At 69.8% G+C, this 15,460-nt stretch carries 12 protein-coding genes; 2 read left to right on the top strand and 10 right to left on the bottom strand.

Going from position 1 to position 15,460, the window contains the following annotated elements; translation table 11 throughout:
• Positions 1-112: 112 nt before the first annotated feature.
• The 4 genes from KEG38_RS44725 to glnE form a co-directional block, all read right to left on the bottom strand.
• Positions 113-1,441, bottom strand: coding sequence for a flotillin family protein (locus KEG38_RS44725; RefSeq protein ID WP_272426704.1), 1,329 nt, complete (start codon positions 1,439-1,441; stop codon positions 113-115).
• The gene (locus KEG38_RS44730) at positions 1,438-2,808 is read right to left on the bottom strand and encodes a flotillin family protein (protein ID WP_272426703.1); all 1,371 of its coding nucleotides are present in this window, start codon (positions 2,806-2,808) and stop codon (positions 1,438-1,440) included. The genes KEG38_RS44725 and KEG38_RS44730 overlap by 4 nt, the downstream gene beginning before the upstream one ends.
• Positions 2,809-2,880: 72 nt before the next feature.
• On the bottom strand, positions 2,881-3,486 hold the full coding sequence (locus tag KEG38_RS44735; RefSeq protein ID WP_272426702.1) for an NfeD C-terminal domain-containing protein: 606 nt from the start codon (positions 3,484-3,486) through the stop codon (positions 2,881-2,883).
• A 226-nt stretch (positions 3,487-3,712) separates the two neighbouring features.
• On the bottom strand, positions 3,713-6,688 hold the full coding sequence (gene glnE / locus KEG38_RS44740) for a bifunctional [glutamate--ammonia ligase]-adenylyl-L-tyrosine phosphorylase/[glutamate--ammonia-ligase] adenylyltransferase (RefSeq protein ID WP_272426701.1): 2,976 nt from the start codon (positions 6,686-6,688) through the stop codon (positions 3,713-3,715).
• 164 nt (positions 6,689-6,852) lie between these two features.
• On the opposite strand from glnE, the gene KEG38_RS44745 reads away from it, so the two are divergent.
• Both KEG38_RS44745 and KEG38_RS44750 read left to right on the top strand, forming a co-directional pair.
• Complete coding sequence (locus KEG38_RS44745) at positions 6,853-7,518, top strand: metallophosphoesterase family protein (protein ID WP_272426700.1); 666 nt, start codon at positions 6,853-6,855, stop codon at positions 7,516-7,518.
• Between the two features lie 138 nt (positions 7,519-7,656).
• Positions 7,657-8,586: a GGDEF domain-containing protein gene (locus tag KEG38_RS44750; protein ID WP_272426699.1), complete on the top strand. Its 930-nt coding sequence runs from the start codon at positions 7,657-7,659 to the stop codon at positions 8,584-8,586.
• A 7-nt stretch (positions 8,587-8,593) separates the two neighbouring features.
• Here KEG38_RS44750 and trpA read toward each other — a convergent pair whose 3' ends face one another.
• The 6 genes from trpA to KEG38_RS44780 all read right to left on the bottom strand — a co-directional run bounded on the left by trpA (position 8,594) and on the right by KEG38_RS44780 (position 15,458).
• Positions 8,594-9,430: a tryptophan synthase subunit alpha gene (gene trpA / locus KEG38_RS44755; protein WP_272426698.1), complete on the bottom strand. Its 837-nt coding sequence runs from the start codon at positions 9,428-9,430 to the stop codon at positions 8,594-8,596.
• A complete protein-coding gene (gene trpB / locus KEG38_RS44760) occupies positions 9,430-10,632 on the bottom strand; it encodes a tryptophan synthase subunit beta (protein ID WP_272426697.1) in 1,203 nt (400 codons plus the stop codon). The genes trpA and trpB overlap by 1 nt, the downstream gene beginning before the upstream one ends.
• An 83-nt stretch (positions 10,633-10,715) precedes the next feature.
• Positions 10,716-12,818, bottom strand: coding sequence for a M13 family metallopeptidase (locus KEG38_RS44765; RefSeq protein ID WP_272426696.1), 2,103 nt, complete (start codon positions 12,816-12,818; stop codon positions 10,716-10,718).
• Between the two features lie 138 nt (positions 12,819-12,956).
• Positions 12,957-14,396: a right-handed parallel beta-helix repeat-containing protein gene (locus KEG38_RS44770; protein ID WP_272426695.1), complete on the bottom strand. Its 1,440-nt coding sequence runs from the start codon at positions 14,394-14,396 to the stop codon at positions 12,957-12,959.
• A gap of 16 nt (positions 14,397-14,412) precedes the next feature.
• Positions 14,413-15,084, bottom strand: coding sequence for a phosphoribosylanthranilate isomerase (locus KEG38_RS44775; protein WP_272426694.1), 672 nt, complete (start codon positions 15,082-15,084; stop codon positions 14,413-14,415).
• Entirely contained in the window at positions 15,081-15,458 is a 378-nt protein-coding gene (locus KEG38_RS44780; RefSeq protein WP_136928355.1) for a response regulator, read from the bottom strand. The genes KEG38_RS44775 and KEG38_RS44780 overlap by 4 nt, the downstream gene beginning before the upstream one ends.
• Positions 15,459-15,460: the final 2 nt, after the last annotated feature.

The raw sequence follows: 15,460 nt of genomic DNA on the forward strand, positions 1-15,460 counted from the left end.
CGCAGTTCATCGACCCCGGGTCCAGCGCTTGCGCTGGTCCGGGTCCAGGGGCGGACAGCCCCTGGTGGGGCCTGGGGCAACGCCCCAGCGATGCGTCCCCAGGAAACCTCTGTCAGGCGCGCGGCGTGCGGCCTGGCGGAGGCGTGCTCCGCGAGGGGACCTGCGGAGGCGGGGGCGGCGCGGACGGGGCGGCGAGTGCAGGCGCAGGCGCGCTCGTGCCGAGACGGCGCGCGACGTCGGTCAGATCGAGGCCTGTGGCTGCGCGGATTTGCTCGGTCATGGCGATTGCCTTGCGCGCGAGTGAGCCGTCGTCGCCTGACGGGAGCACCGAGAGCGTGCCGATCTTCGTCGGCGTCCGGGCGCCTGCGATGTGCGGCAGCAGCGGCATCATCTGCTGGAGTGCGAGGATCTCCAGCGCGCCTGGCCCCGCCTTGCGGATCTCGTCGACGATGCGGTGCAGCGCCTCGGCTTCGGCTTTGCCGAGCTCGATGATCTTCGCTGCGTCGCCGCGCGCTTGCTCCTCGAGGTTCCGGCGCTCGGCGTCGTGCGGCTGGATCACGTCGGCGAGCAGTTGCCGCTCGACCTGGAGCGCGCGGGCCTTCTGGCGGTTGATCTCTGCCTTGACCTGCGCGATCTGCGCGAGGACCTGACCCTTCGCCTCCTGGATCATGGCCTCGCGACGGCTCATCGCGTCCTTGATGCGCTTCTGCGTCTCCTGCCGCGCGATCGCCAGGTCTGCGTCGATCTTGGCGACCTCGCTCTTCGCCCAGTTCTCGGCCTTCTGCTCGGCCGACTCGGCTTGCGTCCTGGCCTCGACGATGCTCGCGTCCATGCGCACGCTCGCGCCACGCATGCGGCCGATCGAGTTCAGATAGTTCGCGTCGTCGGCGACGTTCTGGATCTTCAGCGTGTCGAGCACGAGGCCCATGCGCTGCATGTCGTGCTCGGCCTCTTCGAGCAGCTTGTCCGCGAACGCGGTCTTGTCCTGGTTGACCTGCTCGGGCGTCAGCTGCGCGAGCACGCCGCGCACGTTGCCTTCGAGCGTCTCGCGCGCGATCGCTGCGATCTCGTCGCGCGACTTGCCGAGGAAACGCTCGACTGCGTTCGAGAGCCGCGGCTCCTCGCCGGGCAGTTTTACGTGCGCGACGCCTTGCACGTTGAGCGGGATGCCGCCCTTCGAGTAGGCGCCCTTCACGGAGATGTCGACCGGGATGTTGTTCAGATCCATGCGGTCGACGCGCTCGAGCAGCGGGATGCGCACGGCGCGGCCGCCGCGCACCGACCGATAACCGACCTCGCGCGAGCCCACCTGATGCGACCCGCCCGAGAGGACGAGCACCTCGTTCGGCGAGCTCACGAGCAGGAGGTTCTTCAGCGTGTAGATGACGAAACCCACCACGACGAACGCGGTGAGGCCGAGGACCATGATGATCGGGATCACGAAGCCCTCCCGTGCGATCCGAGGATCTGCTGGATGTCGATGCCCATCGCGCGCCCCGTCTCCTGAAGGACCCGCGTCACCGCGGCCGGGTATGCCGCGACGAGCGCGCTGAACGCCTCGACGTCGTTGCCCGCCACCACGTTGACCTCACCGACCTGCGTCTGCGCCACGCGCGCCGCCGCGGCCGTCACGAGCTGCCGGAGCTGCTGGAGCACGTATGCGTCCTTCGCCAGCTGCCCCGCGGCCGCCCACTCCTGCGCCACGAGCCGGAGCGCCTCGGCTGTCGCCTTGCCGTTCTCCACCGTCGGCGCCGCCTCGCCGCGCGCCTTGAGCTCCTGCGCCTTGCGGTTTGCCTCGGCCGGCAGGATGACGTCGCAGTTGAGGCGGAGCTTTTCGAGCTCGGCGCGCAGGGCCTGGAGCTCCTGCTCGGCCACGGCGCGCTCGGTCTCGGCCGCGATCTCGGCCTCGTTCTCGATCTGCTTCGCCTCGGCTTCGAGCTTGGCGATCTCGGCGCGGTAGTTGTTGCGGCTCTGCACGATCACTGTCTCGGCGCGCTTCGCCGCCGTCTCGGCCGCCTGCCGCGCTGCTGCTTGCGCCTCGGCCACGGCCTGGTTCGCCGCGTTCTCGGCGTTCGCCGCGTCGCGCAGCATCGTTGCGATCCGGCCGCGGCCGAGGTTCGCGAGGTAGTGCTGATCATCGGAGACGTGCTGGACCTTGAGCACGTCGAGCTCGAGCCCGAGCTTGTCGAAGTCGTCGCGCGCGTTCTCCACGAGCGTCTCGGCGAACTTGAGCCGATCCTCGTTCACCTCCTCGGGCGTGAGCTGCGAGATGACCTCGCGCAAAACGCCTTCGAGCGTCTGCTGCGCGGCGATGGAGATCTGCGTGGGCGTCGTGCCGAGGAAGCGCTCGACGGCGTTGCGCACGGCCGTGTCGTTGCTCGCGATCTTCACGTTGGCGATCGCGTGCACGCTGAGCGGGATGCCGCCCTTCGAGTAGGCGTTGTGCACCTGGACCTCGACGGGGAAGAGCCGCATGTCCATGCGGGCCACGCTCTCGAGGAAGGGCACGCGGAAGCCGCGGCCGCCGTGCAGGATTTTATAGCCGCTCACGGTGCCGTCGGGCAGGACGTGCTTGCGGCCGCTGAAGACGAGGATCTCGTTGGGCCGGCAGATGAACAAGAACTGCCGGAGGATCGCCACGAAGATCCCGAAGAGCACGATGATGCCGCCCGCGGCGAGCAGCACCAAGACGGCTTGATCGAGGTCGGGCGTCCCCGCGCCCGCTCCCACGTCGGTCGGAGGGCGCGTGCGCCGCTGCTGCGCGTCGATCGACGCGAAGAGCGCACTGCCGAGAAGATTGTACCCCATGCGCCGAGCGTAGCAGGCATGACGCCGCGCCCGGGCGTGATCGAACACGCGATCACGCGATTTCCTGGGACCTCAAGCGAGCTCGGAGGGCCGCCGCGATACACGCGCCACGTCGCCCTCCACGTCCTCCACGAGGACATGGTCGCCGCGCGCGATCTCCTCGCCGTCGCTGCGCGCGAGGATGTCGACGCTCTGACCCTTCAGGACGATGCGAATCTTGCCGACCTTGTTCTTGCCGACGGGCACGAGCACGCGCCCGATCGAGCCGCCGGCGCGGGTGACGTCCGCCGACGTCGACGCAGATCCTTGCGCCACAAAACGAAACGCGAGCTGCGCGAAGAGGCCCGACGAGAGGCCGGAGGCCGCCGCGAGTACGAAGATCACCACGGGCCCCGCGAGCGCGAAGAGGTGCAGGAGCGAGCCCGACATGCCGAAGCCGAGCAACGTAAAGACCCAGAACCGGAGCGAGAGGAAAAAGGCCAGGATGTCGCCCGCGCCGGTGCCCGCGGGCGTCGTGGCGAGCGACTTGTCGGAGAGGTCCTTTGCGAGATCCTTGCCGCCGCCGCTGCTCGCATCGTGCGCGTCGCCGGCGTCGGCGTCGCCCTTGCCCCCCGCTACGATCTGCACGAGCAGGATGCCCAGACCGACGACGAGGGAGAAGAGGTAGACGAGGCCCATCGACCGAGAGGATATCGCGGTACGTGGGCCGAACGATCCGGATCGGGTACCGGGGCGCCCGAATGCTGATCCAGACGATCCGGATCGGGTACCGGGCAAGCGGATCGGCGATCCGAACGGTCCGGATCGGCAACCCGGGCTCCAGGGAGGCGATCCGAACGATCCGGATCGGCAACCCGGGCTCCAGGGAGGCGATCCGAAGCGATCCGACCGCCTCCCGGGCGCCTCAGCTCCCGCGCAGCACGGTCTCGTAGACCTCGCGCACGCGCCCCGTGACCTCCTGGTACCGCGCGAGCAGCTCGACGGCGGCCTGCGCTCCCGGTCGATCCCGGATCCCCATCCGCCGCGCCAGCGGCCAGAGGCCCGGCGCGCTCTCTTCGAGCAGGTGCGACGCGTCAGCATGCACGATCCGGATGCGTCCGCCGAGCTTGCGCAGAAACGCATACCCGTCCCGCAGCGCCTCGGCCTGCTCCGGCGAGAGCTTGCCCGACGCCGCGAGTGCCTCGATCGCGAGCGCCGTCTCCGTGGTGCGTACGCCGGGATCCGCGCCGCTCAGCATTTGCAAGAACTGCACGCAGAGCTCGATCTCGAAGAGCCCGCCGCGCCCGAGCTTGAGGTCGTACCGCCCACGCCGCTCCAGCGAGAGCTCCTGCTCCATGCGGCCGCGCAGGCGGCGGAGCTCCTCGGCGACCTGCGCCGGATCACCGGGCATCGCGTACGCCGCCGCGTGCGCGATCTCGATCGCCCGCGCCCCGAGCTCGACGTCACCCGCGACGGCGCGCGCCCGCAAGAGCGCGAGGCGCTCCCAGGCCGCGGCCTCGACATGCGGCGTGTCCGGCCCCTTCGCGTGATACCGCGCGAAGGCGTCGATCGACGTGACGAGCAAGCCCTGGTTGCCCGAGGGCCGGAGGCGCGTGTCGAGCTCGTAGCCGGGCCCGGCCGGGTGCAGGATCGAGATCAAGCGGATCACGCGGCGCGCCGAGCGCGCGAAAAACGCGTCGGGATCCGTGCCGGCCGGGGCCTTCTCCGGATCGAAGAGGAAGAGGACGTCGAGGTCCGAGCCGTAGCCGATCTCGCGTCCGCCGAGCGTGCCGACCGCGAGCACGGAGAGGCCTCGTACGGGCTCGCCTTCCGGCGTGCCGAGCGCATGCCGCGTCGCCGCTTCGAGCGAGGCATCCGCGAGCTCCGAGAGCACGTACCCGACCTCGCGCGGGCCAAGCTCGCTCGCGAGATCCGCGAGGCCCACGTCGATCACGACACGCGCCTTCGCCTGGCGGAGCGCGCCGACGAGCTGCTCGTCGGGATCCTCGTCCACCGCCGCGGCCTCGCGCTTGGCCTGGTCGAGCTCCGCGCGCGCGGACGCGGGCGTCGGGACACCACGCGCGAACAGGATGCGATCGCCGTGCTCGGGGTGCTGCACGAGCGCCTCGGCGAGGAACGCGCTGCCTCCGATCGCCTCCACGAGCCTTCGCACGAGGCGCGGCTCGTCGCCGAGGAAACGCAGGTACACGCCGGGATGACGGAGCCGCGCGAAGAGCCTGCGCAGCGTGCGCGCGGCCTGCTCGGGATCGGCCGCGTCGGCCACGGCGTCGAGAACCGCCTCGCCGAGGCGCGGGTACGCCTCGCGGCTGCGCGCGCCGAGCACGGCGTCCGGGCGGCGCGAGAGATCGAAGAGATCCCGCGCGACGTCGCCCCAGCGCTCGACGGTCTCGAGGGCGTCGGTCGCTTCGGGCGTCGCGCCGGGCAAGGAGACCTGCGCGACGCGGCGGAAGGCTGCCTCGAACGCGGCGGCGTCGCCGTCGTCGAGCGCGGCGAGGGCCTCGGCCCACGGGGAAGGCGCGGGCGCGCCGTCGGGCACGAGCGAGCGGAAGCGCGCTTCCACGCGGCCAAGATGCTTCGCGAGGTCGACCTCGAACGCCTCCGCCGACGCGAACCCGAGCGCCCGCGCGAGCCTTCCCGCGGACTCGGCGTCCGCGGGCCACACGTGCGTCTGCAGGCCCGTGCCGAGCTGCACGGCGTGCTCGGCGCGACGGAGCGCGAGGTACGCCTCGGCGATCTCGCGCGCCTCGCGATCCGTCACGAACCCGGCCGCGCGCAAGCGTCGGAGTCCATCGAGCGTGCCCTTCACACGGAGGCGCGCCTCGCGGCCGCCCCAGATGAGGAGCAGCGTCTGCACGAAAAACTCCGCCTCGCGGATGCCGCCCGATCCGAGCTTCAGATCCCGCCCCGGCTCGCGCGAGAGCTCGGTCCGCGCCCGCTGCACGAGCTTCGTCATCTCGACGGCGATCGTCGGATCGACGCGCCTCCGCCACACGAACGGCTCGAGCGCGGCGAGCACCTCGTCACCGAAGTCGAGATCCCCCGCGATGGGCCGCGCGCGCACGAGCGCCGCGCGCTCCCACGTCCGCCCGAACGACTCGTAGTACCGCTCGGCCGCGGCGAGCGAGTTGACGAGCGGCCCGCTCCGACCCTCCGGCCGCAGACGCAGATCCACGCGCCACACGAACCCGTCCGCGGTCACGTCTTCGAGCGACGCCGTCACGCGCCGCGCGACACGCGTCCAGAAGTCGTGGAGCGGGAGCGTCTCGCCGCCGCCCTGCGTGCACCCGCCCTCGTCCGTGTCGTAAAAGAACACGAGATCGACGTCGGATCCCACGTTGAGCTCGCCCCCGCCGAGCTTGCCCATGCCGAGCACCACGAACCGCGCGGGCGCGCCGCTCTCGCGCCGCGGAGGACCAAACCTCGCCGAGAGCTGCGTGATCGCATCCTTCACGGCCGCGTCGATCGTCACCTCCGCGAGCACCGCGATCTCGTGCGACGTCACATCGACGTCGGCGCCTCCGAGCGAAGGTGGCAAGAGCTCGCGCAGCGCCACGCGAATCCGCTCTTCCCGCGCGAACTTCCGCAGCTCACGCGCCACCCGCTCGCCGTCGTCGCCGTCCCCGATCCGCGCCCGAAGCCTCGCGACGAGCCCAGCGCGATCCCGCGCCGCCTGGTGCCCCTCGGCCGCGATCGTCGCCACGATCTCGGGCGACGCTTCGAGCGCGGAGGCGAGGCCCGGGTACGCGCTCGCGAGCAGCACGGCGAGGGCGAAGCCGACCGAGCCGGGCTCGAGTCGCTCGGCGAAACGCGCGGCGTAGATCTCGGCGCGCCGCCTGTCGATCCGCTGCGCGAGGGCGTGGAGCCGGGAGCGCCGGAGCATCGGAAGGCCGCAACGTAGCAGCGACGCGCGTTCGGCGCCTGGTCTCGTTTTTCTCCTTAGCCTCGGCCCGCGCCGAGCAGGCGGGGCGGACGCGCCACCGACTTCCCTCTTCTCGATCCCGATGCGCCTTGGCGAGGCTCCGCCCACCTCCTATGCTCCGCTGCGTGCGTCTCCTCTGCCTGTCCGACATCCATGGACGCGCGGATGCGCTCTCCGCCGTACTCGCGGTGGCCGAGCGCCGCGGCTATTCGAAGATCCTCGTCGCCGGCGATCTCTGCTTTCCCGGCCCCGATCCGCTCGAGACGTGGCGCCGGCTCACGCAGATGCAGGCCATCCTGGTCCAGGGCACCGGCGATCGCGCGCTCGCGACGCTCGACATCAGCAAGGTCGTCCCGAAGAGCCCCTACGAGCGCTCGCGGCTCGAGCGTCTCTCGGAGGTGCGCACCGAGCTCGGCCAGCTCATCCTCGCGCGGCTCGGCCGGCTCCCCACGACCCACCGCATGAACCTCGAAGACGGCAGCGAGCTCCTGCTCGTCCACGGATCCCCGGTCGATCCGTTCGAGCCGTTCTGCCACGACATGACGGACGAGGAGATGGCGGCCCTGCTCGGCGACGATCCGGCCGACGTGATCGTCTGCGGCGGCTCGCACGTGCCGTTCGACCGCATGGTCCAGGGCGTACGGATCGTGAACGTGGGCAGCGTCGGCGAAGCCCCGGGCGGCGAGGGCGCAGGGCAAGGCTTTTCGCACGCCGACGTCACGCTCCTCGAAACCAGCATCGCCGGCGTCGAGGTCGAGCAGATCGCCGTCCCCCTCGGGAAGGCGGCTTAGTGAGGGCGCGGCGAACCCGTCGGCCCTCCAGTCGGCTGGCTTTCGTTCAGCTTCTTGTCACCCCGAGAAACCACTCTGTCCCTGCACGGTAGTCGTTCCCAAGCGACGACGTGCAGCGCTATGATGCAGTTTGGCAGCATGAACAGCGGGCCGCCTGACGACGATATCGAAGCCACGCGGGTCGCCCACGTGAAGGAGCTCCAGGACGAGCTCAGGGCTCGATCGCAGCGTGATCGCGCCTATCTCATCGTGCTCGTCGGCTCGAACGTCGGCGAGATGTTCGAGGTCGAGTTTCCGGAGACCGTCCTGGGCCGTGGGGCGAACGCCACGGTGCGTCTGAACGACGACGGCATCTCGCGTCGCCACGCGCGGCTCGTCCGCGCCGGCAACGACGTGGTGCTGGAAGATCTCAACAGCTCGAACGGCACCTCGGTGAACGGCGAGAACATCAGCCAGCGCATCCTGCGCGACGGCGACAAGATCCGCCTGGGATCGACCACGATCCTCAAGTTCACCTACCACGACCACCTCGACGTCAGCTTCCAGCAGCAGATGATCGATGCGGCGCTGCGCGACGGGCTGACGAAAGCGTTCAACAAGCGCTACTTCCTGAGCCGTCTCGAGACCGAGATCGCCTACGCGAAGCGGCACCGCGCGCCGCTCTCGCTCGTGATGTTCGACGTCGATCACTTCAAGCGCGTGAACGACACGTACGGCCACCTCGCCGGTGACTACGTGCTCACGAAGATCTCGAAGCTGACGATGAACACGGTACGGACCGAGGACGTCTTCGCGCGCTACGGCGGCGAGGAGTTCGGCGTGATCTGCCGCGGCGTGACGCTCGGCAACGCAGGCATCCTCGGCGAGCGGCTGCGCGCGGTCGTGGAGACCACGCCCTTCGAACACGAAGGGACGCGCATGCAGATCACGATCAGCGTCGGCGTCGCCGCGCACCCGGATCTGCCAGTGGAGACGCCCGAGCAGCTCATCGCCGCCGCCGACGAGGCGCTCTACCAGGCGAAGCGGACGGGCCGAAACCGCGTCCTCCTGAAGCACGGGACAGGCTGACAGGCTTCTACGCGGATTCGTCGAGGGCTCGTCGCAGCTCGCCGACGAAGGAGCGAACGACGCGCCGTTGTTCGTCGCCGCTCGTGGCCTGCTCGATGCGCCGCGCGAGCGCGGTGCCGACGACGACGCCATCAGCACCGCCGGTCGTCTCGCCCGCCGCGAGCCTCGCACTCGCGCCGCTGTCGATGCCGAAGCCAACGAGCACGGGCCGGTCGAACGATCGATGCATCGCCTCGGCATCCCGCGCGGCCGCGGCGAGATCCGACGGGCTCGCCCCCGTCACGCCCGTCATCGAGATCGAGTACACGAACGCGCGCGGCGCGCCGTCGAGCGGCATGGAAGCGCGCCGGATCGCCTCGACCCGCGCCGCATGGCTCGTCGGCGAGACGAGCGGCACCACGCCGAGCCCCTCGGCCGCGCACGCGCCCCGGAGCGGCCCCGCCTCCTCGGGCGGCAAATCCACGACGAGCAGCGCATCCACGCCCGCCTCCCGCGCGAGCCGCGCAACCCGCGCCTCCCCCGCGACGAGCACGGGGTTGTAGTACGTGAACAGCACGAGCGGCGCCTCCGAACGAGCGCGAATGCGCGACGCGACTTCGAGTACCCGTTCGAGCGTCGCGCCCGCCGCGATGGCTCGTTGCGCCGCGCGTGCGAGCGTCGGACCGTCGGCCGTGGGATCGCTGAACGGCACGCCGAGCTCGAGGATGTCCGCGCCCGCGTCGATCGCCTCGACCGCGAGAAACCCCGACGCCTCGAGCGAAGGATCTCCGACGCAGAGGTACACGCAAAGCGCCTTCCGGCCCGCGCGCCGGAGCTCGACGAAGCGCTGATCGATCCGGTGCATCACTTCCCTCCGCCGTACGCCGTGATCGTGTCCAGGTCCTTGTCGCCGCGGCCCGAGAGGCACACGAGGATCCGCGCAGGCCGTCCCCTCGCCTCGGCCTCGCGCTGCGCGATCTGCCCGATCGCCGCGAACGCGTGCGCTGTCTCCAGCGCGACCACGATGCCCTCCGCGCGCGCGACCTCCCGCGCCGCGTCGAGCGCCTCCGTGTCCGTCGCCGAGACGTACGTCGCGCGCCCCGTGTCGCAGAGCCGCGCGTGCTCCGGCCCCACGCCCGGATAATCGAGCCCCGCGCTCACCGAGTGCGCCTCGTTCACCTGCCCCGCGTCGTCGCAGAGCACGTACGTCTTCGCCCCGTGCAGCACGCCGATGCGCCCACGCGAGAGCGTCGCCGCGTGCTTGTCCGTGTCGAGCCCGAGCCCCGCGGCCTCGACGCCGTAAAGCGACACGCTCGTATCACCCTCGAACGCCTTGAAGATCCCGATCGCATTCGAGCCGCCGCCCACGCACGCGATCACCACGTCCGGCAGCGCCCCGCGATCGAGGCACGACGCACGCGCCTCGTCGCCGATGATCCGCTGCAGCGACGCGACGAGCGTGGGATACGGGTGCGGCCCCGCCGCGCTGCCGACGCAGTAGTACGTCGTGCGCACGTTCGTCACCCAGTCGCGCAGCGCCTCGTTCATCGCGTCCTTCAGCGTCCGCGACCCCGACTCCACCGGCACCACGCGCGCCCCGAGCAGCCGCATGCGCGCGACGTTCGGCGCCTGCCGCTCCATGTCGAGCGCGCCCTGGTAGACCTCGCACGGCAGGCCCAAGAGCGCCGCCGCCGTCGCCGTCGCCACACCGTGCTGCCCCGCGCCCGTCTCCGCGATGATCCGCGTCTTGCCCATCGCCTTCGCGAGCAAGAGCTGTCCGAGCGCGTTGTTGATCTTGTGCGCCCCCGTGTGACAGAGGTCCTCACGCTTGAGCAGAAGCTCCGCGATCGCACCTCCGTCCGGATCGATCCGCCGCGCGAGCCGCTTCGCCTCCGTCAGGGGCGTCGGCCGTCCGACGTAGCTCCGCAAGAGCTCGTGAAGCTCCGCCTGGAACGCCGGCGCCGGCAGGATCTCCTGCCGCGCGCGATCGAGCTCCTCGAGCGCGGGCACCAGCGTCTCTGCGACGAAGCGCCCTCCGAACTGTCCGAAATACCCTGCCCCGAGCACCTGGGAAGCCTGCTCGCCCGCGTCCTACCGGGCGAGCAGGTCCTTCCTGAAAGGCGTGTGCAGCGAGCCCCGCGGCGCGCAGGTCACCAAACGGAACACATCTTCGCCGGGTGCATCGGCGTGCCCTCGGCGCACGAGAACGCCTGGGCGAACTCGGGCGTGTTCACGAGCGGACCGTTCACACGGAACCGCGGCGCCGAGTGCGTGTTCGTCTTCGCGTGGAGACGCGCGTACTCGTCGCGGCTCTTCGCGCACCAGGCCTGCGCGTGCGCGAGGAAGAACTGCTGATCCTCGGTGAAGCCGCCTGCGACGGTCATGTTCGCCGCGCCCTTGCGCATCTCGCGGTAGGCCATGAACGCGAGCTTGATGCCGCCGAGATCCGCGATGTTCTCGCCGAGCGTGAGCTTGCCATTGAGCTTCACGCCGGGCAGCGGCTCGTACGTCGAGTACTGCTCCTCGACGCACGTCGTCTTCTTCTTGAACAGCTCCCCGACGGCGGGCTCCCACCAGTTCTCGAGGTTGCCGTTGCCCGCGTACTGCGAGCCCTCGTCGTCGAAGCCGTGCGTCAGCTCGTGGCCCACGACCATGCCCATGCCGCCGAGGTTCACCTGGATCGCCGACTTCACGTCGTAGAACGGCGGCTGCAGGATCCCGGCCGGGAAGACCATGTGGTTCTTCTGCGCGTCGTAGTACGCGTTCACCATCGGAGGGCTCATCTGCCACTCCTCGCGATCGACGGGCTTGCCGATCTTGGCGAGCCTGCGCTTCTGCTCGAACGCGCCCGCGGCCATCGCGTTCTTCCCGTAGCTCTTCCGGTCGACCTCGAAGTCGTAGCTACGCCACTTCGCCGGGTAGCCGATGAGGTAGGCCATGGTGGAGAGCTTGGCGAGCGCGCGCTCCTTCGTCTTCTCGTCCATCCAGTCGAGCGACTTGACGCGCACGCCGAAGGCCTTGCTGATCTCCTGCACCATCTGCTCGGCGGCGCGCTTCGAATCGCCCGCGAAGTGGCGCGACACGAACGGCTGCGCGACGAGCTCGCCGAGCGCGTGATCCGTGGCCTCGACGCACCGCTTCCAGCGCGGCTTCTGCTCCTTCAGACCGAAGAGGCGGGCGCGAAGGGAGAACGCTTCGTCCACGAACGGCTTCGACAGCTCGTCGGCCGACGCGCGCACGATCTGCCACGTCAGGTAGCTCTGCCAGACGTTCGGCTTCACCGACGTGAGCAGCTTGTCGAGGCCCTCGAAGAAGGGGATCGACGTGAGGTTCGCCTGCTTCACGTCCGAGATCCCGAGCGCCTTGAAGTACACGTCCCAGGGGAACGTCGGCGCCTTCTTGGCGAGATCCGCGCGGCTCACCATGTTGTAGATGCCCTTCGGATCGCGGCGCTCCACACGCGTCTTCGAGATCTTGGCGATGTCGGTCTCGAGCGCGAGCACGTCCGCCGCGGCCTTCTTCGCGTCCGCCTCGGCGAGCCCCGCGAGCTTCAGCATGCGCTCGACGTGAGCGACGTACTCCGCGCGCAACTTCTTCGAATCGTCGTCGTCCTTCGTGTAGTAGTCGCGATCCGGCAGTCCGAGCCCGCCCTGATCGAGCGTGGCGATGACGCGCGTCGCGTCCCCGGGATCCTGCTCGCCCGAGATCCAGAACAGCGGGAAGATGCCCTTTCCGTGCAGGTCGGTGACCAGCGCGGTCACGTCCTTCGCCGACGAGACCTTCCGCGCGCGATCGACGAGCGGCTTGATCGGCGTGATGCCCGCGGCGTCGACGGCCGCTTCATCCATGCACGCGGCATAGTAGTCGCCGATCTTCTTCGTCGTCGGATCGGGGTTCTTCGCCTTGCCCGCGTCCTCGAGGATCGTCTTCAGCGCGAGCTCGTTGCGCTTGTCGATCTCGCTGAAGCTCCGCACCCAGGTCGCCTCGTCGGAGGGGATCTCGGTCGACTTGAGCCAGCCGCCGCAGGCGAACGAGTAGAAGTCCTTGCAAGGATCGACCGATTTATCGAGCGCGGCGCCATCGAGGCCCACGCTCTCCAGCGTGACCTCCACGGGCGGCGGCCCCTTGTCGGCGGGCAACGCGACGGTGGGCACGGGGCCCGCCGTGTTGGTGATGGGCTCGGGCGTGGCCGAGCCACACCCAGCGAGGAGGGACATCGCCACGGAGGCGAAGGCGAGGGAAAGCGTGCGCATACGAGTCTCCGGTCGGGGGAGCGGCATCCTAGGACGAACCGCGGACGTCGCAACGATGGACGTCGCTCCGAAGCCCGTGTGAACCCGCGAGAGCGCGTGAACCGGAGAGGACGTGGAGAGCCGTGATCGAGACCGCGATCAGCGACGCGAGATTTCTACGCGCCGCCGGCCCCTGCGCGCCGCGACGGCCGCGCCGATCGCGAGGCCCGTGATCCAGCCGAAGGACGCATCACCGCCGCCGACGACCCGGCAGCCGCAGCTCCCCTCCTCGCCGTCCGTGCCTCCACCATCTCCTCCGCCAGCGCCTCCGCTTCCGCCAGCGCCTCCGCTTCCGCCAGCGCCTCCGCCGCTTCCTCCGCTTCCGCCTCCGCTCCCGCCGGCGCCGCCGCTTCCACCGCTTCCGCCCGCGCCTCCCTCACCGCCGAGCTCGTAGGCGCCGATGTCGATCGTGCCGACCGTCGTGCGCCCCGCCGCGTCGGCCGGGTGCACGTAGTGAAACTTGGGGGTCAAATCGATCCCGCCGCCCATTCCCGGCGCCTCGCCCCCGTCCACGCAGGGCGATCCGTCCTTCAGCCGGTAGTCGAACGCGGCCTGGTCGACGAACATCGGATCGCCCTCGAAGTTCTTCCCGAGGATCGCGTTGCCCTGGTTCGTCAGCGTCCCGGGCCCGACGAAGATGTTGTTCCGGATGACCGCGGGCACCGCGGCCGCGTTGATGTTCAGGAACGTGCCGCCGTTCGGGCGCTCGTTGACGAACGTGTTGTTCACGACGTAGAGCTCGGTGTTTTGGTTCGCCCCGTTCGACTCCATGCGATAGGCCAGGATCGAGCTGTTGTCGGTGTTCGGCCCCTGCTGGATGAGGTTGCCGATGACGAACGACAGGCCGCCGCTCGGCAGGTCGATCTCGTAGCTGCCCGTCCCGTCCTCCCCTGTGAGGCGGTTGTAGAGCACGTGGTTCTCGAGCGCGCGCGACTTCAGCAGGTGGCCGATCTTCGCGGCGTGCGAGTAGTTGTGCTGGAAGACGAGCTTCTTGACGTGGTTGATGTAGAGGTTGTGCGACTGGCCGTCGCCGAAACCGTTGTTCGCGAACTCCGTGTACTCGATGAGGATCGTGCTCGCCGCGTTGTCGCCCGCGAGGATGCCGTTCTCGTTGTCGTGGAAGTAGCAGCCGCGGATCGTGAGGTTCGCGCCCTCCTGACGGATGCCCGCGCCGTTCTGATCCGGGACCGTGGCGCCGCTGAACTCGATGTTCTCGACGACCGTGTCGTTCCCCGCGATGACCCAGGTCGCCTTGCCGCCTGAGTTCTTCCCTGCCGCGTCGATCTTCGCGAGGCCACCGACGCCCCGCAACGTGAGCCCGTTCTTCGACCAGCCGCAGACATCGCCGTCGTAGGTGCCGGCCGCGTCGATCTCGATCGTGTCGCCGTCGCTCGCTGCCGCGATCGCCTGACAAGGCGTCGCGTGCGTCTTGCCCGGACCCACCGTCAGCGTCGCCGCCGATGCCGTCGCCGTCGCGAGCACGCACGGCACCGCGACGAGAACCGCCAAAAGCTCTCTCGAACCTCTCCGCATCATCATCACCAAGACCTCCTACTTACGCGTCGTCCGCGCCGTCCGCCGCTCCTGCGGCTTCCAGCGCGGCGCGCCGAGCTTCGTGGACGAACGCGCGCATCTTGCGCTCATCCTTCACTCCTGGCGCGGACTCGACGCCGCTCGCGACGTCGACGCCCCACGGGCGCACGACGCGCACCGCCTCGGCGACGTTGTCGGGCCCGAGCCCGCCCGCGAGTAGGAGGCGACGCGCGCGCGCGAGCTCGACGACGAGCGCCGGATCGACGCGCACGCCCGTCCCCCCCTTTTGTCCCGGGACACGCGCATCGACGAGCAGGAGATCACCGCCGTATCGCGCCGCGAGCGCGACGTCCTCCGCGCTGCCGATGCGCAGCGCCTTGAACGCGCGCGGCCCGAGCGTGTCGATCACCTCGGGCAGCTCGTCTCCATGGAGCTGCACGCGATCGAGCCCGACCTCTCGGGCAAGCTCCTCGATGCGTGGCGGATCCAGATCGGCCACAACGCCGACGATCTCGACGCGCCCACGCGCGGCATCCGCGAGCGCGCGCGCGAGCGTCACGTCGATACGACGCGACGAACCAGGAACGAAGTTGAGGCCGATCATGTCGGCGCCCGCGGAGACGGCGGCCTCCACGTCCTCGATCCGCGTGAAACCGCAAATCTTGACGTGGAGGGCCGGGGGCAGCCGATTCACTCGATGCCGAGGAGCTCTTTGACCTTGGCGATCACCTGGGGCGCCTGGATGGGCTTGGTGATGTACGCGTTCGCGCCGAGCTGCAGCGCGCGCTGCCGGTCTTCTTGCGAGCCCTCGGTCGTGATGATGATGATCGGCGTGTCCTTGTGTACCGGATCCGACCGGACACGCTTGACGAGCTTCAGCCCGTCCATGATCGGCATGTTGATGTCGGTGATGATGACGTCGTACTTCGTCGAGGCGAGCTTGCGCAGGCCGTCGACGCCGTCGTCCGCCTCCGTGACGCGCAGGTTCTTGAGCCGCGCGAGCGCGAAGACCAAGAGCTGCCGCATCATGGGCGAATCTTCGACAATCAGGCAGGAGTACTCGGCCATCG

Origin of the sequence: Polyangium jinanense (assembly GCF_028435265.1) — a bacterium.
Lineage (GTDB): Bacteria > Myxococcota_A > Polyangia > Polyangiales > Polyangiaceae > Polyangium > Polyangium jinanense.